Below are 13,649 nucleotides of genomic sequence, written 5' to 3'. Positions count from 1 at the left end.
AAATTTTGGGGAGCTTGGAATATGTTTAATCATGAGAGGTTAAAATCACTACTTGATAAAAAAGGGATTTCCCAACAACAATTAGCTGATGCGATTGGTGTTAGTTATGTTTCTGTTTATAACTACGTTGAGGGAAAAAAGAAACCAGGAATACGTACATTGCAAAAGATAGCAAATTTTTTTAAAGTTACTACCGATTACCTGTTAGGATTATCTGATTCGCCAAATTTAACAGCAGACCAAGATTTACAACTTACAGCAGAAGCTCAAGAAATTCTTCAAATCATAAATGAACTACCTGAAGAAAAACGAAAAAAGGCATTAGAACAACTAGAAATGTTTGTAAACTACGAAAAAGCAAAAGGGAATATTTAACGACAAAAGACTATCCAAGAGTAGATAGTCTTTTTACATTGCTTTTTCTCTTTTAGGTTCACTTAAACAAATAGATAATAATGTCTCTTTTGGGTTATCTTCTTCTTGTAGAAGTAATAAAGCTTGTTTAATCAGATTAACTTCCCCTTCTGCATTTTTCATCTTCTCTTATCCCCTTATCATTTTGTTATTTTTTTACATAAATTTCTTTTTTGTTCGTACACCTAAAAAGGAAATTTCCCCTAAAACTACAAATGACATCGCCTAAATAGACGATGTCATTTTAAATATATATGTAAACCTTAATTGCGTATCTTACCAACCGCCACCAGGATCAACCATCATTTTCTGAACTACTGGTTTTGAGTCATTTGTACTAGGCTTTTCTTTCGCAGAATCAGTGTTAACAACTAGTGTAGCTGCTAATAATAGTGCAGGAATAATTGTAATTAACTTTTTCATCTTATCACCTCTTTCCATTGTTAATTATACCAAATATTCAAATTAAACCCAAGTAAATTTTCGGTAAATTCGAATAAAATATATTTCCTGATTTTTGACACATTAGGAGAGATTGTTTCAGTAACTCTTCTCTTTTAGTTCCTTGATATGTTAAAGCCAAATATGCGGTCTGTATGTCCGTTAATTCACCAGTGGCACTTTTTATTTGATTTAACAATTCTCTTGCTCCTGTTGTGTTACCTTGTCTAATCATTAAATATGCCATTTCGCCTTGGTGAACAACATCTGAATCACAAATTCCTTTGTCATGATGAATCTTTAAAAATGATAATGTATGTTGCACCATTTTTTTCTTTTTCTCTATACCTTTAACCTTTCTATCACCAATCAATTGTAAAGTTTTCTCTAGGTAATATTTTGAGTTCTCATATTCACCTGCTGAGAAAACGTATGATTCACCTAATTTTAAGTATGCATTTACTTTTGGAAAAGAAAAAAAGTTATCCCACTCAAGATCATCTATTAATTTAATACAAACGCTCCTTGCTTCATCTACTTCTCCGCCTTGCAATGAAGTAACTGCAATCGCTTCTCTATAACGTAATTTGAAGCACTCACGAAGATACTTATTACTAATTTCATCAATTTTAGTTTCCAATGATTTCAGACGCTCATTTAAAGCTGTATAATTTCCTGTTTGATATTGCGCTTGACATAATAAAATTTCAGTTAACACTTCCATCTCCGTTGTTTTTACGGATTTACTTTCTACATGCAACGCTTTATGATACTGTTTGGCATTCAGTTCACCGATATATCGTTGATAAATAATTAGGTAAACTCTAGCGAATTCTTTATTTTCAGACACCTTAGACTGTAATTCACTATTTATTACTCCTATCAATAGATCGAACTTGCCTCTTAAAGCTAAGTCCTCCATCGCTTCGCGTAAATTCTCTGATTTCGGATTTGTGACATCGATATAATTCTTTAACATATTCCCTTGTACCTGTATTCCTTTGTTTAATAGGATGATTGTTTTAGAAAGAAAACCAAAACTAATATCTGTGTTACCTTTAAATACTTTTGTAACAGTACTTGGCTTAACACCCCAATGATCTGCCAGTTTGTTTTTTCTGATACCAGCTACACATAATTCTTTTTCAATTTGACCTAGAGCTTTCCACATGTTTTGTCCCCCTTGTTGGAACAAGACACACTTCCCTATCATGAAAACGCACCTTAATGATGAATCACATCCAAAAGCTGTGTTATACTAGCCGTATACGTTACGTAGACTCGTAACCGAAAGGCTCATGGCAAATGTTTTCCCTACTTCTATTAGGGTTAAACGGTGTAAACGTGTTCCCAGCACAGTTACACACGCTATGGGTCTTTTTCGTTCCGTTTGATTTCTTAAAATCAGTTTATCACAAGATTTGGAATTTTTAGTGCAACGATTGTACAACAAGGTTGAGAAATATTTTCTCAACCCATTGATAATATTTATAACATTTTATTTAATTTTTGAGTTTATTACAATCAATTATAGTGGATAATGAAGAATTTACCTATAATTTTTTGTATGGATACATTATCTTATTTTGCTACAAATATAAAATTACTACGTGAGGAACGTGGTTTAACACAGCAACAATTAGCAGATAAAATGACCCTATCTCGCAGTCGAGTAAATTCACATGAAAATGCTATATCAGCACCTGACTTTGACACTCTTGTGCAATATGCAAATTTCTTTGATGTATCTACTGACTTCTTGTTAGGTTTAACTGATGAAAGACGTACTTATGCACCGACGGATCAGATCGGATATTTATATACTTCTTTATCAGATATCTTAACGAATTTAACAGTAGAACAACAAAATGAAATTACGAAAAATTTGATGCGTTATGCCCGTTTCCTCAAAAACGATGTAAAAGACTTCACATAACGTGAGGTCTTTTACTTTTCTTTATTTTACCACAAAACAGAACGTTCGTTCTCTTTGTTTTTAAAAAAATATTGAGAAAGTTTTAAACTACATTCCTCCTGGATCTTGAGTATGACCAAGAGTTCCCGGATCAGCATATCCAGCACCACCACCTGGTCCGGCTTCACTATTCTTTTGAGTGTAATTCCATCCACCCGGATCTTTTGTATATGTATTTCTCATGGCTTCTTCCCTCCTTCCAGATTTGAATCTACAATTATTTTAGCTCACATGTTCTGCATCTGTAAATTCACTATTTCACTATTTTGGAATTTTGTAGGATTTCATACTTTTATTTTTGAATTAAATATATTAATATACATATAATTAGTTATAAGGAGTAAATTAAATGAATCAAATTGACTTTAGTTCTATACAGGCACCAGTTAATCTACTCGCTATGCAGGCAGCTATTATGGTCCTTGCCATGATAATTACCGGTAGCTTAGTTTACTACATGCTGTTAAAAATCCATACCCCAAAAACGTTTGCTAGTGTGATTGCGACGGTGTGTACTTTGGTAGTTGCCATTAAAACAATTACAATTCTGTTTACATGAGAACAAAAAAAAGAGCCTTGATGGCTCTTTTTATTTTAACCTCTTTAAACTGTCGTTAACTTTTTTCTTTCATTCACCTCAAAGTTAAATCGATTTTTTATCATCGCATTAATTTGGGGTGTCGAATTAGAAAAACCTAAATGTTTTCTAATGAAATCAAAATCATTATCATTTAACAGTTCAATGAATGCAGTGTTAACAAAAGATGAATTTAATGCTGTTACTCCCTTAAACGATACTACCGCTTTCTCATTTTGAGCAAACGCTTTTCTAATTAAGTCTTGAATTATTTTACCGTCGTCATTCGAATAGCAGCGTGCTACATGATCTAATACATTAATATTTACCATTCGAAATCCTCCTCATCTAATATAATATTTTCTATATTATCGGCCTTTAATTTAATTTGTATTAAAGTACCTGGATAATATGACGATGTTATACTATGTTCTACCTCAACATCATTTTTTCCTGCTTTACAAGTAAGTATACCATGATTAGAGCGAATATACATTTCTCCGCCATTATCTCTTACAACGTTTGCAACTAAAGTGGCTAATCCAACTCCTCTATTTCTAGGAGTGCTTCTTGTTGAAAAACCTTCTTGTATCGCTAACGCCAAAGCTTCACCATCATTCAAAGAAGGTCGTTTTTGTTTAATGTTATGTGGAATACCTACTCCGAAATCTGAAATAGCAATATGTACAGTATTTTCATTATCCTTATTCGGGTAGTGTTGCGCGAAAATACAACCAGACTCTTCCTGTGCGTGATCTTTGATGTTGTTAAAAATCTCTTCCATAGACACCCTTATATCATCGACCGATTCAATGGTTACCTCTAATCTATTCGCTAACCATTGCGAGAATCTCATTCGTAAGAATTGATAACTGTCCGCATATTTAACTAAATTTAACGGCATTGTTGTTCGACGTAAACACGATTCTTCTCGTAGTTTTTCTCCAAGATATTGTTCAAAAAATAGTGAGTCATCTAGATACTTAAGAGCATCTCGATCGTCTATTTTTCTGGGTAATGTCAACTTACATGTAACTCCATTTTTTGTTAACCATTCAAACAAATTCCCTAACACGGTTACTCCTGTCGGTTCAATAAATCCTAGTGTTCGGAAATTGAATGTAATTTCACTATCCTTCGGTTTTAAATCATGATCGATAACTTTTTCTAACAAATCATACATTGATTCGCCCAAAAATCTTTTTGGCATAAGGACTTCCATGCTTAAAAACTCACCCCATCTTTTATATCCTGTACATTAAACTTATGTACTTTATGTCTATTTCTATTATATCGCTTTTGTCGAATATTGGAAGGGGGTAGCGACAGTATATTGTATAACGAACAAATTATTTATCCCTCTTACAAAAAGTTACAATCATATCCTATAACTGAATTTGTTCATATATGGTAAAATGTATCCATCGCTGATATGTCCAACTATGTAATTTCCATAGCAGCAAAATTACAACTAGACTTATACAACATGAATCAATATAAGATGAAGGAGTGTATAAATTGAGAGGGCATGTCACTAAAAAGGGAAAGAAATGGTACATTGTGGTTGATAACGGTGTAAATCCTATTACAGGAAGGCGAAAACAGAAATGGATTTCCGGTTATGATAGAAAGAAAGATGCACAAGCTGATCTTTCTAAAATACTCGTAGAAATGCAAGAAGGCTCATATATTGAGCCCACTAAAATGACAGTACGTGAATTCTTTATTCAATATCTTGCTGCCAGAAAGATAAACCTTAGAGAAACCACGTACTATAATTACCGAAAACATATTAACAATCATATTATACCAAAACTCGGTAATATTCCAATGCAAAAGTTAAAAGGGATCGACCTCGAGAGGTTTTATAGTTCTTTGTCAGAAGGAATGAAACCTGTCACAGTTCGTAGCATTCATCAAATCGTGCGAACTGCACTAGCTTACGCTGTACGCCATGAAATTGTAAAAAAGAATGTAGCTGATGTCATTAGCCCACCTACTGCTGGTGCTGATGCAAGAACGGTTAATACATGGACTGAAGAAGAAGTTCTTCTTTTTTTAGAGAATGCAAAAGAAAGTCGTTATTATATCGCTTACCTTCTTGCAATTACGTGTGGAATGCGTAAAGGTGAAATCTTAGGGCTTCAATGGAAGGATATTGATTTTGAGAGAAGAACTCTATCAGTTAACCGTTCCCTCTCTCATATCACTAAAGAATTCCATGAACCTAAAACATCTTCAGGAAAAAGATTAATTGTTCTGCCTGAAATCACTTTACTGGCTCTCCAAGAGCATCTTCTGAAAATAAATGAAGAAAAAGAGCGATATGGTGAAGGCTATAACGACTATGATTTGGTTTGTCCGACATATAACGGTAACCCATGTAATTTCAGAAGTTTGACACAGCTCTGGAAAAAGCTTATAAAGAAAAGTGGAGTTCCTGATATTCGGTTCCATGATTTAAGGCATACCCATGCAACATTAATGTTGAAACAAGGTATACATCCGAAGATCGTAAGTGAACGATTAGGACATAAAAAAGTAGGTATCACACTGGACACCTACTCGCATGTTGTACCAGGGCTTCAAGAGACTGCGGTGGATCAGTTTGCAAACGAATTATTCGGGAAAAAAAATTCTCGTTAGAATTTCGTTAGAAGTTTTCGTTTCCAAACAAAAACAACACCTAAATTATTCCAAATATTATAAGTGAAAAAGGAGCAACAAAACATGAGAGAAATCAAGTCTGACAAGGAATTCAAAGACATCATCGCAAGCGAGGAGCCAGTAGTTGTTAAGTTCTTTACTACATGGTGCCCAGATTGCGTGCGTATGGACAACTTTATCGGAGATGTAATGGAAGAGTTCAATAAGTTTGAATGGTATTCTATTAATAAAGATGAGTTCCCAAATATCGCTGAAGAGTATCAAGTAATGGGTATTCCAAGTTTACTTGTATATCAAAATGGTGAGAAGCTAGGCCACTTACATAGTGCTAACGCAAAAACTGAAGAGCAAGTTACTGAGTTTTTAGAAGCATACTAAGATAAAAACCCTCTGAAAAATATTTTCTAGAGGGTTTTTTATTTTTTCCAAATCAGCTGTCAGAAGTGTACATATTTGTACTCCCTTCTCCTTCCAGGGTTATACATAGATCTAAATCGCTTGCATACCCTAACTTTGCACTTTACAACATATTTTTCCTTCACGAAACTTTGTTATCCACTTCTTAAAAAGCTATAAAACGTCAACAATGTTTGTATAGACCCACACGACTTTCGTTTGATACTCTATTTATAGAAAGAAATTCCTTGTAGAAAGGTGAGTGATTAAAATGGATACTCTTTCTCATAAAGAAGCTGATAAAGGTGCTATTGTCAGCATTTTGGCCTACATATTTTTATCCTCTATGAAAATCATCATCAGTTATATTACCCTCTCTAGCGCATTACGTGCTGACGGTTTAAATAACTTAACCGATATCGGTGCTTCTTTAGCGATATTAATTGGTCTAAAAATCTCTCGGAAACCTCGTGATCCAGATCATCCATATGGGCATTCGCGTGCAGAACAAATTGCATCACTTGTTGCTTCTTTTATTATGGCAACGGTCGGATTAGAAGTTGTTATTAGTGCCATTCAATCTTTTTTAAATCCGAAACAAGCAGCACCTAATGTACTTGCTGCATGGGTAGCTTTATTTTCTGCTGTCGTTATGTACTGTGTGTATTTGTATACGAAAAAGATTGCAGCACGAACAAGAAGTAAATCATTAGAAGCAGCTGCAAAGGATAATTTATCAGATGCCCTCGTAAGTATCGGTACAGTAGTAGGCATTGTCGGTTCACAGTTCCAAATGCCTATTTTAGATCCTATTGCCGCTTTAATTGTCGGTCTTATTATTTGTAAAACTGCATGGGAAATTTTCGTAGAAGCTTCTCATATGTTAACGGATGGAATCGATCCAGATAAGATGGAAGAGTATGCTGATGCGATTGAACATATTGGTGGCGTGGAAAACATCGTTGATATTCGCGCTCGTATGTACGGGAATCAAACGTACGTTGATATTACAATTGAGGTAGATGCTCGTATGGATGTTGGAGAAAGTCATTGTATTACTGACAACATCGAGGCTATGCTTCGGAAAAAGTTTGGCATTTATCATGCGCACATTCATGTTGAGCCAATGGAAAAAGAACCTATTATGACATAGGTTCTTTTTTAATGAACGTTTTATGAAATATAACACATAAAACGAGCCAGCTACCGCCAGCTGCCCATCCTGCTAATATGTCAGATGGATAGTGAACGCCAAGATATATTCGGCTAACTGAAATAGATAATACAACAAAGCTCGCTATAAAAATAATCAACAATTTTTTATGCAACGTAATACGTTCTTCTGTAATCGTGACGTATGCAATAAATCCTAAAAAAGCAGTAGCATTCATCGTATGACCGCTCGGAAAACTATATCCAGTTGCAGTAACAAGCTGCGACACATCAGGTCTTGCTCGCTCGTACCATAGTTTAAGCATACTGTTTAAATAACGAGATCCATAATAATTAATTGTTAGAAGTAATGCGCTAAGCAACTTTTTTCTAACGAGAAAATACATTACAAGAATAATGAGTAACGGAAAATATATTCTTTTGGAACCGATAAACGACACCCAAGTAAAGTAGGCTGTCAAATAATCGTTTCGAAAACTTCGAATAAAATGCGCGACTATATTGTCAAATTTCTCAATACAAGCGGTATGATACGAAAGTGATAATACGACAAAACAAATGAGTAGCGTTGAACTTAACAAGTATAAATGTCGATATCGTTTCACATACATAACCTCACTATGCAAAAAAATGGAGCGGTTGTTTTAGTTTTCCTCTCCATTCCTTTTTTATGCATAGTTTATTTAAAAATATAATTGTTAATTGTTTCTTTCATCATTGGAATATCTTCATTCGTTACTGTAAAGCGCATCACTTTCTCATCAAGATCAAGTGCTTCTGCAAATAAACCTGCTAATCCACGAGATTTTCTGTCTACTTCCATAATAATCTCTAGGCGATCGTAAGCACTTGGTAAAATTAATAATTCTAGTTCATCTAATTTCCCATAATACTGTCCAGAAACAGGAACAAACTCAAATTCTTGTGCAAATGGAACTTGCTTACGTAATCGATACGGTAATTCTTCACATTCTATATGACGCGCTTTAAAACCTAATTGATTCACACTTTCTAACACACTATTTAATAGTGCATTTGGCAACACTTGAATGTAATCACGATCACTCGGATCTATACTACGTTTAATATCAAGGCCTGTGTGAACCCAAACTGTTTTCATTCCAAGAGTAAGCGGTGTTTCAACTGGCATTTTAAATGAAAATGGAATTTCTCTTTTTTCATTCGGCTCAACAGAAAAAGGTTCTGTTAAACGAACTCGCTCTAAATCATATGTTGTTGTTATTTTTTTATCATCCACTTCTCGAATATACGATGTTGATAGCGTTAAGTAAATGCTTTCAATTTGTTGGCTGACGGAACCTCCAGTTATGTGAACCTTTCCGTATATCTCTTCACCAACAATATACTCATCTTTTTCAAGAACTGTATCTACTTTTGCATTACCGATACCAACGCTTGCTAAAAACTTTTGAAACATGGATCCTCCATCCTTTCTAAAGCAAAAGCTACATCTTTTTTTAAATCTTGTACATTCTCATAGTACGGCGTTTTTATTTGTAACATACGCATCAACATTTCACGGTTGTAATTTTCCAAAGTTAATTCGTCATACCATGGTTTTTCATATTTCTCATTAGATTCATAGCCTGCATATAATAAAAATAATGAGAAATGACCAAGCGCATAAAAATCGCTACGAAAGTGAACTTCTCGCATCAAAGCTTGTTCACCTTCATACGTTGTAGCTCGTTCATCACCCTCACCTTTCAATTTCGCCAACCCAAAATCAATAATACTAATTTGGTTTTCTTTCATTAATATGTTTGGAATGCGTAAATCTCGGTGAATAATACCTTTACTATGAAACACTGATACAATTTCTAATATTTCATATAAAATTTTTAAAACTTCACGTTCTGTATATACATGTCCATCTAAGAAAATATAATCTTCAAAATTTTTACCAGGCATATATTCCATCACAAAAAAGCTTTTTTTCTCCCATACGAAATGATCATATAAACTAGGAATTGCATGATGATTTAATGTTTGTAAAATCATTTTCTCTTGTTCAAATGATTTTCTACCAGACTCATATCTTTGTTTACTTTGTCTTAATTGTTTTAAGACTTTATATCTATTTATTTGTAAATCATTAACGACATATGTAACCCCATAACTACCCATTCCAATTACTGATTCAATTTTATAACGTTCTACAACAATTGTATTTTTTCGCAGTGGTCTATCAAATAAAGCTAGTATACGACGCCATTTCATCAACTACTTGAAAAGAAGCTACGGCTTTTACGTTTTCTTTTATAATGATGATGCCCATAACCAGATGAACGTCGTTTATAATCGCTACTTGAATAAGAGCGACCTCTATGGCGATAATCACTACTAGAATACGAACGATATTTTTTCTTTCCTAATAAAGAATCAATAATTTTTTTGAACATCCCTTCACCTCTTGAGTAAAATTTTCTTTTAATTATACCAAGTATTGCTGGCTACATTTGTGACAAGTTTGTAAAGAGTAAAAAACGACGAGTTAAGCCCGTCGTTACTTTCACTCATCCTCTTCATCAAACACTTCATCAATCATACATTTCTCTAATAAATACTCAAATGTAATATCTGCGAGATCTTCAATTTCTTCTCGTTTTGGGACGTATCCTCTTTCAATTAGTTGCTCATAAAAAAACTCCGCAATCTCTTCCGTATCAATTACGACTTCAATTTCCTTCATGAGCATCACTCCTTTATTTCTGTTTTATGAAAAAATCTCAAAAATATGTATATGAGATTAGAAAAATAGTTTTTCTTTTTTATAGGTCATATCCTTTGGACAAGGTGCATACGATGGTAGTACAAGCTATCAAAAAGGGGGATATAATTATGGAATATCAATACGAGGTAAAGCAAGAAGTAGGACAAACAAAAGAAGAGTTCATGCATGAAGATCAATGGGCAGACTCTCTTATTAAATGGCTTTTTATTTTTTTAATAATTGTAGGCATACCTTATACTGCATATGTTGTTGTTCAATTCATTCTCTCTTTCTAGTTAACTATTTTTTCTCTGTCAATTTAACTAAATAATTATGAACAACATCCATAACAATTTTGTATTCTTCATCTTTAAATGTATCAAATAACAATTGATAATCGTTATAAATATCAAGTAATCCATCAATGATTTCTTGACGATTTGTCTTAACACTCACTTTTTTCGAGTTGTTAATTGACTTTAATTTTCCTAAATCTAATTTATTCATACCTGCTTTATCTTGTTTCATTTTCTTCAAAATTGCATTTGCCGTTTGAGCATTGGCAAGTAACGTTAAATCTGACTCATCCGCTTCTAACCATTCACCATCCGTAATTCGTGACAGTTCATATATTGTATCTTCCCATGCATCATTTTTATATCTCCATACTTCTGTACGAAAACCAACAATACGGAAAACATCTTTATCATATCCTGTTACTTGCACGAGATCACCAAATGTGAAATTATAGTTTAATTCAATCCACTCAGTTTCACCTTTTTTCATATCTTGCTCTGTAACGTGCTGCAATGTTTGCTCTACGTAAAATCCATCGTGATTATTGACTTCGTATACGTAAACTCCATCTAAAACCTTCATATTTGTGATTTTACCAACGGTTCCATATAGCGTAATCACGACTATGTCCCCTACGTTATATTTAGGTTGCTTTTTCCTTGCCATCTATATCTCTCCTTTTTTTGACGTCGTGATTTTGATAACAGTATATGCAACCTACTTAAAAACGCTTATCACAGAAGCGTATATTCATAAATTTTTTCAATAAAAAATATCATCATATGAAAATTTATTTACAACGTAAAAAAAGCTAGCAAATAGACTAGCTTCATGTCGAAAAAAGTTCATATAGTTTTTATCTATCTTGTATGTATAAATCCCACGCTTCATCAAATATAGACATACTTTCTAGCATTCCACTTAGCTCTAAGTATGAACTAATTTCATCGTAATCTTCAGATTGCTTCGGAAAACTTAAATCATCATACATTGCCTCTGCTAAATTCGATATTTCATTACTAAATAAAGCTGCACGATGCTTCATCATATAGTGGTAAAATGTCTTTTTCAAAAATATTCCCTACCTTTCTAGCTTGGGTACATTATACAAGGCAAAAAAGAAAAAAACCAGCATAAAAGCTGGTTAAAAGTCGAAATAATTTCTTTTTAATAGACGTGGTCTTCCCATTAATTCTTCATATGTTAGTTGTTTTGGTAAGTCTTTCGTATAAATTAGAAACAATTGATCTTCTATTTCTTTCACTGTTTGATCTGATTGATAGTCCATACCACATGAGGAACAAGAAATGCATGGTGTCTCTTGGATTTCAATGGCTTTCGTACCATCTGGTAATTCCCAATATACAGTATTTAAGCTTTCTTTTGCTTCTGTACTGTCACACCACATACAATTCATACTGCATCACCCTCAGTTTTTTTGTCGTTTTCTTCTAATTTAGCCATTTGTGCTTGATATTTTTTATCTTTCAATTGGTCGCGCTTATCACGTTTATCTTTTAATGTTGCATGCGTTTCATTATCCTCATAGTCTTTACGACGGTTCATACGCTGTAAATCGTCTGGAACAAGATTAAATTTCTTATCACTCATAAGGCCTGCGATACCAACATCTGAACGTTTTTCTTCGTAGTTTGGATAAATTTCTTTAAAGTACCCTTCTGCTCTTCCTGGAATGTAGCTTTCTGGCTCTGGATACGTTGTAATAACACCTTCAAAGTTACGAAGTACAACTTTATCTGCACTTTGCGAGATTAAATAGTTTGGTTGAAGCGCAATTTTACCGCCTCCTCCTGGTGCATCAACAACGAATGTTGGTACTGCATAACCAGACGTATGTCCGCGTAAACCTTCAATAATTTCAAGACCTTTAGAAACTGGTGCACGGAAATGACCAATACCTTCCGATAAGTCACATTGATAAATATAATATGGACGTACACGGATTTTTACTAAGTCATGCATTAGTTTTTTCATAATTGGAACACTGTCATTAATACCAGCTAAAATTACTGCTTGGTTTCCGACTGGAACACCAGCATTCGCTAACATTTCACATGCTTTTTTCGATTCTTCAGTAATTTCAATAGATGTATTGAAATGTGTATTTAACCATACTGGATGATATTTTTTAATAATGTTACATAAGTTTTCTGTAATACGCTGCGGGAATACTACCGGCGCTCTCGTTCCGATACGAATAATCTCAACATGCGGAATCTCTCGTAAATTTTTTAATACATATTCTAAAATTTTATCGTTAATAAGAAGACCATCACCACCAGAGATTAATACATCTCGTACTTGTGGTGTTTCACGAATGTAAGCAATTGCATCATCTAATTGTTTCTTCGGCACACCCATTCCAATTTGTCCACTAAAACGACGGCGTGTACAGTAACGACAATACATAGAACATTGATTCGTTACTAAGAATAGTACGCGGTCAGGATAACGATGTGTTAACCCTGGAACTGGTGAATCTTCATCTTCATGAAGCGGATCTTCTAAATCATATTTTGTTTTATATAACTCTTCCGAGATCGGTACAGATTGCATCCGAATCGGACAGCGTGGGTCATCAGGATTCATTAACCAAGCATAGTACGGTGTAATATTTAACGGGATCGTTTTCGTTGAAATTTTAACGCCCTCTTCTTCATCAGGTGTTAAGTTAATCACTTTCTTTAAGTCATCTAACGTTTTGATCGTATTCGTTAATTGCCAAACCCAATCATTCCATTGCTCTTCAGTAACATCTTTCCATAATTCGATATCCTTCCAGTGACGATTTGGTTTGTATACATCATGTAACATTGCTATTCCCCCTTTTTATACGCTCATCCTTTATATAAGCAATAGTTATGCCAACTTTACTTTATTGATAAGTAAACGTACGGATAACCCTATTATATAAGCGAAAAAAATATTTTTAAGCACTGTATGAAATCCATACA

The 13,649-nt window shown here is 33.9% G+C and carries 22 protein-coding genes; 7 read left to right on the top strand and 15 right to left on the bottom strand.

The window, feature by feature from the left end; translation table 11 throughout:
• Positions 1-21: 21 nt before the first annotated feature.
• Positions 22-375, top strand: a complete 354-nt coding sequence (locus NST14_RS11685) for a helix-turn-helix domain-containing protein (protein WP_073535963.1) — start codon at positions 22-24, stop codon at positions 373-375.
• 33 nt (positions 376-408) lie between these two features.
• Here NST14_RS11685 and NST14_RS11680 read toward each other — a convergent pair whose 3' ends face one another.
• The 3 genes from NST14_RS11680 to NST14_RS11670 all read right to left on the bottom strand — a co-directional run bounded on the left by NST14_RS11680 (position 409) and on the right by NST14_RS11670 (position 2,026).
• Positions 409-537: a hypothetical protein gene (locus NST14_RS11680; RefSeq protein ID WP_275664445.1), complete on the bottom strand. Its 129-nt coding sequence runs from the start codon at positions 535-537 to the stop codon at positions 409-411.
• Between the two features lie 153 nt (positions 538-690).
• Positions 691-837: a complement C1q protein gene (locus NST14_RS11675; protein WP_073535964.1), complete on the bottom strand. Its 147-nt coding sequence runs from the start codon at positions 835-837 to the stop codon at positions 691-693.
• Positions 838-874: 37 nt separating this feature from the next.
• Positions 875-2,026, bottom strand: coding sequence for an AimR family lysis-lysogeny pheromone receptor (locus NST14_RS11670; RefSeq protein WP_080493068.1), 1,152 nt, complete (start codon positions 2,024-2,026; stop codon positions 875-877).
• A gap of 396 nt (positions 2,027-2,422) precedes the next feature.
• On the opposite strand from NST14_RS11670, the gene NST14_RS11665 reads away from it, so the two are divergent.
• Positions 2,423-2,791, top strand: a complete 369-nt coding sequence (locus tag NST14_RS11665; RefSeq protein ID WP_073535965.1) for a helix-turn-helix domain-containing protein — start codon at positions 2,423-2,425, stop codon at positions 2,789-2,791.
• Between the two features lie 87 nt (positions 2,792-2,878).
• Here NST14_RS11665 and NST14_RS11660 read toward each other — a convergent pair whose 3' ends face one another.
• Positions 2,879-3,013 carry a hypothetical protein gene (locus NST14_RS11660; protein ID WP_275664446.1) on the bottom strand — a complete coding sequence of 45 codons (135 nt, stop codon included), beginning with the start codon at positions 3,011-3,013 and terminating at the stop codon, positions 2,879-2,881.
• 166 nt (positions 3,014-3,179) lie between these two features.
• On the opposite strand from NST14_RS11660, the gene NST14_RS11655 reads away from it, so the two are divergent.
• Positions 3,180-3,389, top strand: a complete 210-nt coding sequence (locus NST14_RS11655; RefSeq protein ID WP_073535966.1) for a hypothetical protein — start codon at positions 3,180-3,182, stop codon at positions 3,387-3,389.
• 44 nt (positions 3,390-3,433) lie between these two features.
• On the opposite strand, the gene NST14_RS11650 is transcribed toward NST14_RS11655, so the two are convergent.
• Both NST14_RS11650 and NST14_RS11645 read right to left on the bottom strand, forming a co-directional pair.
• The gene (locus NST14_RS11650) at positions 3,434-3,739 is read right to left on the bottom strand and encodes an STAS-like domain-containing protein (protein WP_073535967.1); all 306 of its coding nucleotides are present in this window, start codon (positions 3,737-3,739) and stop codon (positions 3,434-3,436) included.
• Positions 3,733-4,617 (bottom strand): ATP-binding protein, encoded by an 885-nt coding sequence (locus NST14_RS11645; protein WP_341118738.1) that lies wholly within the window; start codon positions 4,615-4,617, stop codon positions 3,733-3,735. Before NST14_RS11645 ends, NST14_RS11650 begins: the two co-directional genes overlap by 7 nt.
• 308 nt (positions 4,618-4,925) lie before the next feature.
• Between NST14_RS11645 and NST14_RS11640 the strand changes: the two genes are divergently transcribed.
• The 3 genes from NST14_RS11640 (at position 4,926) to NST14_RS11630 (ending at position 7,623) form a co-directional block, all read left to right on the top strand.
• On the top strand, positions 4,926-6,053 hold the full coding sequence (locus NST14_RS11640; protein ID WP_073535969.1) for a tyrosine-type recombinase/integrase: 1,128 nt from the start codon (positions 4,926-4,928) through the stop codon (positions 6,051-6,053).
• An 84-nt stretch (positions 6,054-6,137) separates the two neighbouring features.
• The gene (locus NST14_RS11635) at positions 6,138-6,452 is read left to right on the top strand and encodes a thioredoxin family protein (protein WP_071742343.1); all 315 of its coding nucleotides are present in this window, start codon (positions 6,138-6,140) and stop codon (positions 6,450-6,452) included.
• Positions 6,453-6,741: 289 nt separating this feature from the next.
• Positions 6,742-7,623: a cation diffusion facilitator family transporter gene (locus NST14_RS11630; protein ID WP_000380376.1), complete on the top strand. Its 882-nt coding sequence runs from the start codon at positions 6,742-6,744 to the stop codon at positions 7,621-7,623.
• Here the strand turns inward: NST14_RS11630 and NST14_RS11625 are convergent.
• The 5 genes from NST14_RS11625 to NST14_RS11605 all read right to left on the bottom strand — a co-directional run bounded on the left by NST14_RS11625 (position 7,613) and on the right by NST14_RS11605 (position 10,356).
• Positions 7,613-8,248 (bottom strand): phosphatase PAP2 family protein, encoded by a 636-nt coding sequence (locus NST14_RS11625; protein WP_002163663.1) that lies wholly within the window; start codon positions 8,246-8,248, stop codon positions 7,613-7,615. The two genes, NST14_RS11630 and NST14_RS11625, sit on opposite strands and share 11 nt — an antisense overlap.
• A 74-nt stretch (positions 8,249-8,322) precedes the next feature.
• Positions 8,323-9,081 carry a sporulation protein gene (locus NST14_RS11620; RefSeq protein WP_061536148.1) on the bottom strand — a complete coding sequence of 253 codons (759 nt, stop codon included), beginning with the start codon at positions 9,079-9,081 and terminating at the stop codon, positions 8,323-8,325.
• Positions 9,063-9,884 (bottom strand): serine/threonine protein kinase, encoded by an 822-nt coding sequence (locus NST14_RS11615; RefSeq protein ID WP_061536149.1) that lies wholly within the window; start codon positions 9,882-9,884, stop codon positions 9,063-9,065. The genes NST14_RS11620 and NST14_RS11615 overlap by 19 nt, the downstream gene beginning before the upstream one ends.
• Positions 9,884-10,066, bottom strand: coding sequence for a hypothetical protein (locus NST14_RS11610; protein WP_000473370.1), 183 nt, complete (start codon positions 10,064-10,066; stop codon positions 9,884-9,886). Before NST14_RS11610 ends, NST14_RS11615 begins: the two co-directional genes overlap by 1 nt.
• Before the next feature lie 110 nt (positions 10,067-10,176).
• Positions 10,177-10,356 carry a YozD family protein gene (locus NST14_RS11605; RefSeq protein WP_000658451.1) on the bottom strand — a complete coding sequence of 60 codons (180 nt, stop codon included), beginning with the start codon at positions 10,354-10,356 and terminating at the stop codon, positions 10,177-10,179.
• 149 nt (positions 10,357-10,505) lie between these two features.
• On the opposite strand from NST14_RS11605, the gene NST14_RS11600 reads away from it, so the two are divergent.
• Complete coding sequence (locus tag NST14_RS11600; RefSeq protein WP_000456537.1) at positions 10,506-10,673, top strand: DUF3930 family protein; 168 nt, start codon at positions 10,506-10,508, stop codon at positions 10,671-10,673.
• A 4-nt stretch (positions 10,674-10,677) separates the two neighbouring features.
• On the opposite strand, the gene NST14_RS11595 is transcribed toward NST14_RS11600, so the two are convergent.
• From NST14_RS11595 to ablA, 4 genes are all read right to left on the bottom strand, one after another.
• Positions 10,678-11,340 (bottom strand): hypothetical protein, encoded by a 663-nt coding sequence (locus tag NST14_RS11595; RefSeq protein ID WP_000101501.1) that lies wholly within the window; start codon positions 11,338-11,340, stop codon positions 10,678-10,680.
• A gap of 190 nt (positions 11,341-11,530) precedes the next feature.
• Positions 11,531-11,746, bottom strand: coding sequence for a YozE family protein (locus tag NST14_RS11590; RefSeq protein WP_000750724.1), 216 nt, complete (start codon positions 11,744-11,746; stop codon positions 11,531-11,533).
• Positions 11,747-11,818: 72 nt separating this feature from the next.
• Positions 11,819-12,091: a YokU family protein gene (locus NST14_RS11585; RefSeq protein ID WP_000995764.1), complete on the bottom strand. Its 273-nt coding sequence runs from the start codon at positions 12,089-12,091 to the stop codon at positions 11,819-11,821.
• Positions 12,088-13,509 carry a lysine 2,3-aminomutase gene (gene ablA, locus NST14_RS11580; RefSeq protein ID WP_000902136.1) on the bottom strand — a complete coding sequence of 474 codons (1,422 nt, stop codon included), beginning with the start codon at positions 13,507-13,509 and terminating at the stop codon, positions 12,088-12,090. Before ablA ends, NST14_RS11585 begins: the two co-directional genes overlap by 4 nt.
• Positions 13,510-13,649: the final 140 nt, after the last annotated feature.

Origin of the sequence: Bacillus sp. FSL W8-0519 (assembly GCF_038005585.1) — a bacterium.
Classification (GTDB): Bacteria; Bacillota; Bacilli; order Bacillales; family Bacillaceae_G; genus Bacillus_A; species Bacillus_A paranthracis.
The sequence above is the reverse complement of the archived record's forward strand: the minus strand, read 5'-3'. Positions and strand labels throughout refer to the sequence as shown.

What these genes read in the sequence shown, in the direction of transcription:
- NST14_RS11685 (WP_073535963.1), top strand. Translation starts at nt 22, where the DNA reads ATGTTTAATCATGAGAGGTTAAAATCACTACTTGATAAAAAAGGGATT.
- NST14_RS11650 (WP_073535967.1), bottom strand. Translation starts at nt 3,739, where the DNA reads ATGGTAAATATTAATGTATTAGATCATGTAGCACGCTGCTATTCGAAT.
- NST14_RS11630 (WP_000380376.1), top strand. Translation starts at nt 6,742, where the DNA reads ATGGATACTCTTTCTCATAAAGAAGCTGATAAAGGTGCTATTGTCAGC.
- NST14_RS11605 (WP_000658451.1), bottom strand. Translation starts at nt 10,356, where the DNA reads ATGAAGGAAATTGAAGTCGTAATTGATACGGAAGAGATTGCGGAGTTT.
- NST14_RS11645 (WP_341118738.1), bottom strand. Translation starts at nt 4,617, where the DNA reads ATGCCAAAAAGATTTTTGGGCGAATCAATGTATGATTTGTTAGAAAAA.
- NST14_RS11670 (WP_080493068.1), bottom strand. Translation starts at nt 2,026, where the DNA reads ATGTGGAAAGCTCTAGGTCAAATTGAAAAAGAATTATGTGTAGCTGGT.
- NST14_RS11620 (WP_061536148.1), bottom strand. Translation starts at nt 9,081, where the DNA reads ATGTTTCAAAAGTTTTTAGCAAGCGTTGGTATCGGTAATGCAAAAGTA.
- NST14_RS11680 (WP_275664445.1), bottom strand. Translation starts at nt 537, where the DNA reads ATGAAAAATGCAGAAGGGGAAGTTAATCTGATTAAACAAGCTTTATTA.
- NST14_RS11665 (WP_073535965.1), top strand. Translation starts at nt 2,423, where the DNA reads ATGGATACATTATCTTATTTTGCTACAAATATAAAATTACTACGTGAG.
- ablA (WP_000902136.1), bottom strand. Translation starts at nt 13,509, where the DNA reads ATGTTACATGATGTATACAAACCAAATCGTCACTGGAAGGATATCGAA.
- NST14_RS11660 (WP_275664446.1), bottom strand. Translation starts at nt 3,013, where the DNA reads ATGAGAAATACATATACAAAAGATCCGGGTGGATGGAATTACACTCAA.
- NST14_RS11600 (WP_000456537.1), top strand. Translation starts at nt 10,506, where the DNA reads ATGGAATATCAATACGAGGTAAAGCAAGAAGTAGGACAAACAAAAGAA.
- NST14_RS11655 (WP_073535966.1), top strand. Translation starts at nt 3,180, where the DNA reads ATGAATCAAATTGACTTTAGTTCTATACAGGCACCAGTTAATCTACTC.
- NST14_RS11585 (WP_000995764.1), bottom strand. Translation starts at nt 12,091, where the DNA reads ATGAATTGTATGTGGTGTGACAGTACAGAAGCAAAAGAAAGCTTAAAT.
- NST14_RS11595 (WP_000101501.1), bottom strand. Translation starts at nt 11,340, where the DNA reads ATGGCAAGGAAAAAGCAACCTAAATATAACGTAGGGGACATAGTCGTG.
- NST14_RS11615 (WP_061536149.1), bottom strand. Translation starts at nt 9,884, where the DNA reads ATGAAATGGCGTCGTATACTAGCTTTATTTGATAGACCACTGCGAAAA.
- NST14_RS11635 (WP_071742343.1), top strand. Translation starts at nt 6,138, where the DNA reads ATGAGAGAAATCAAGTCTGACAAGGAATTCAAAGACATCATCGCAAGC.
- NST14_RS11610 (WP_000473370.1), bottom strand. Translation starts at nt 10,066, where the DNA reads ATGTTCAAAAAAATTATTGATTCTTTATTAGGAAAGAAAAAATATCGT.
- NST14_RS11675 (WP_073535964.1), bottom strand. Translation starts at nt 837, where the DNA reads ATGAAAAAGTTAATTACAATTATTCCTGCACTATTATTAGCAGCTACA.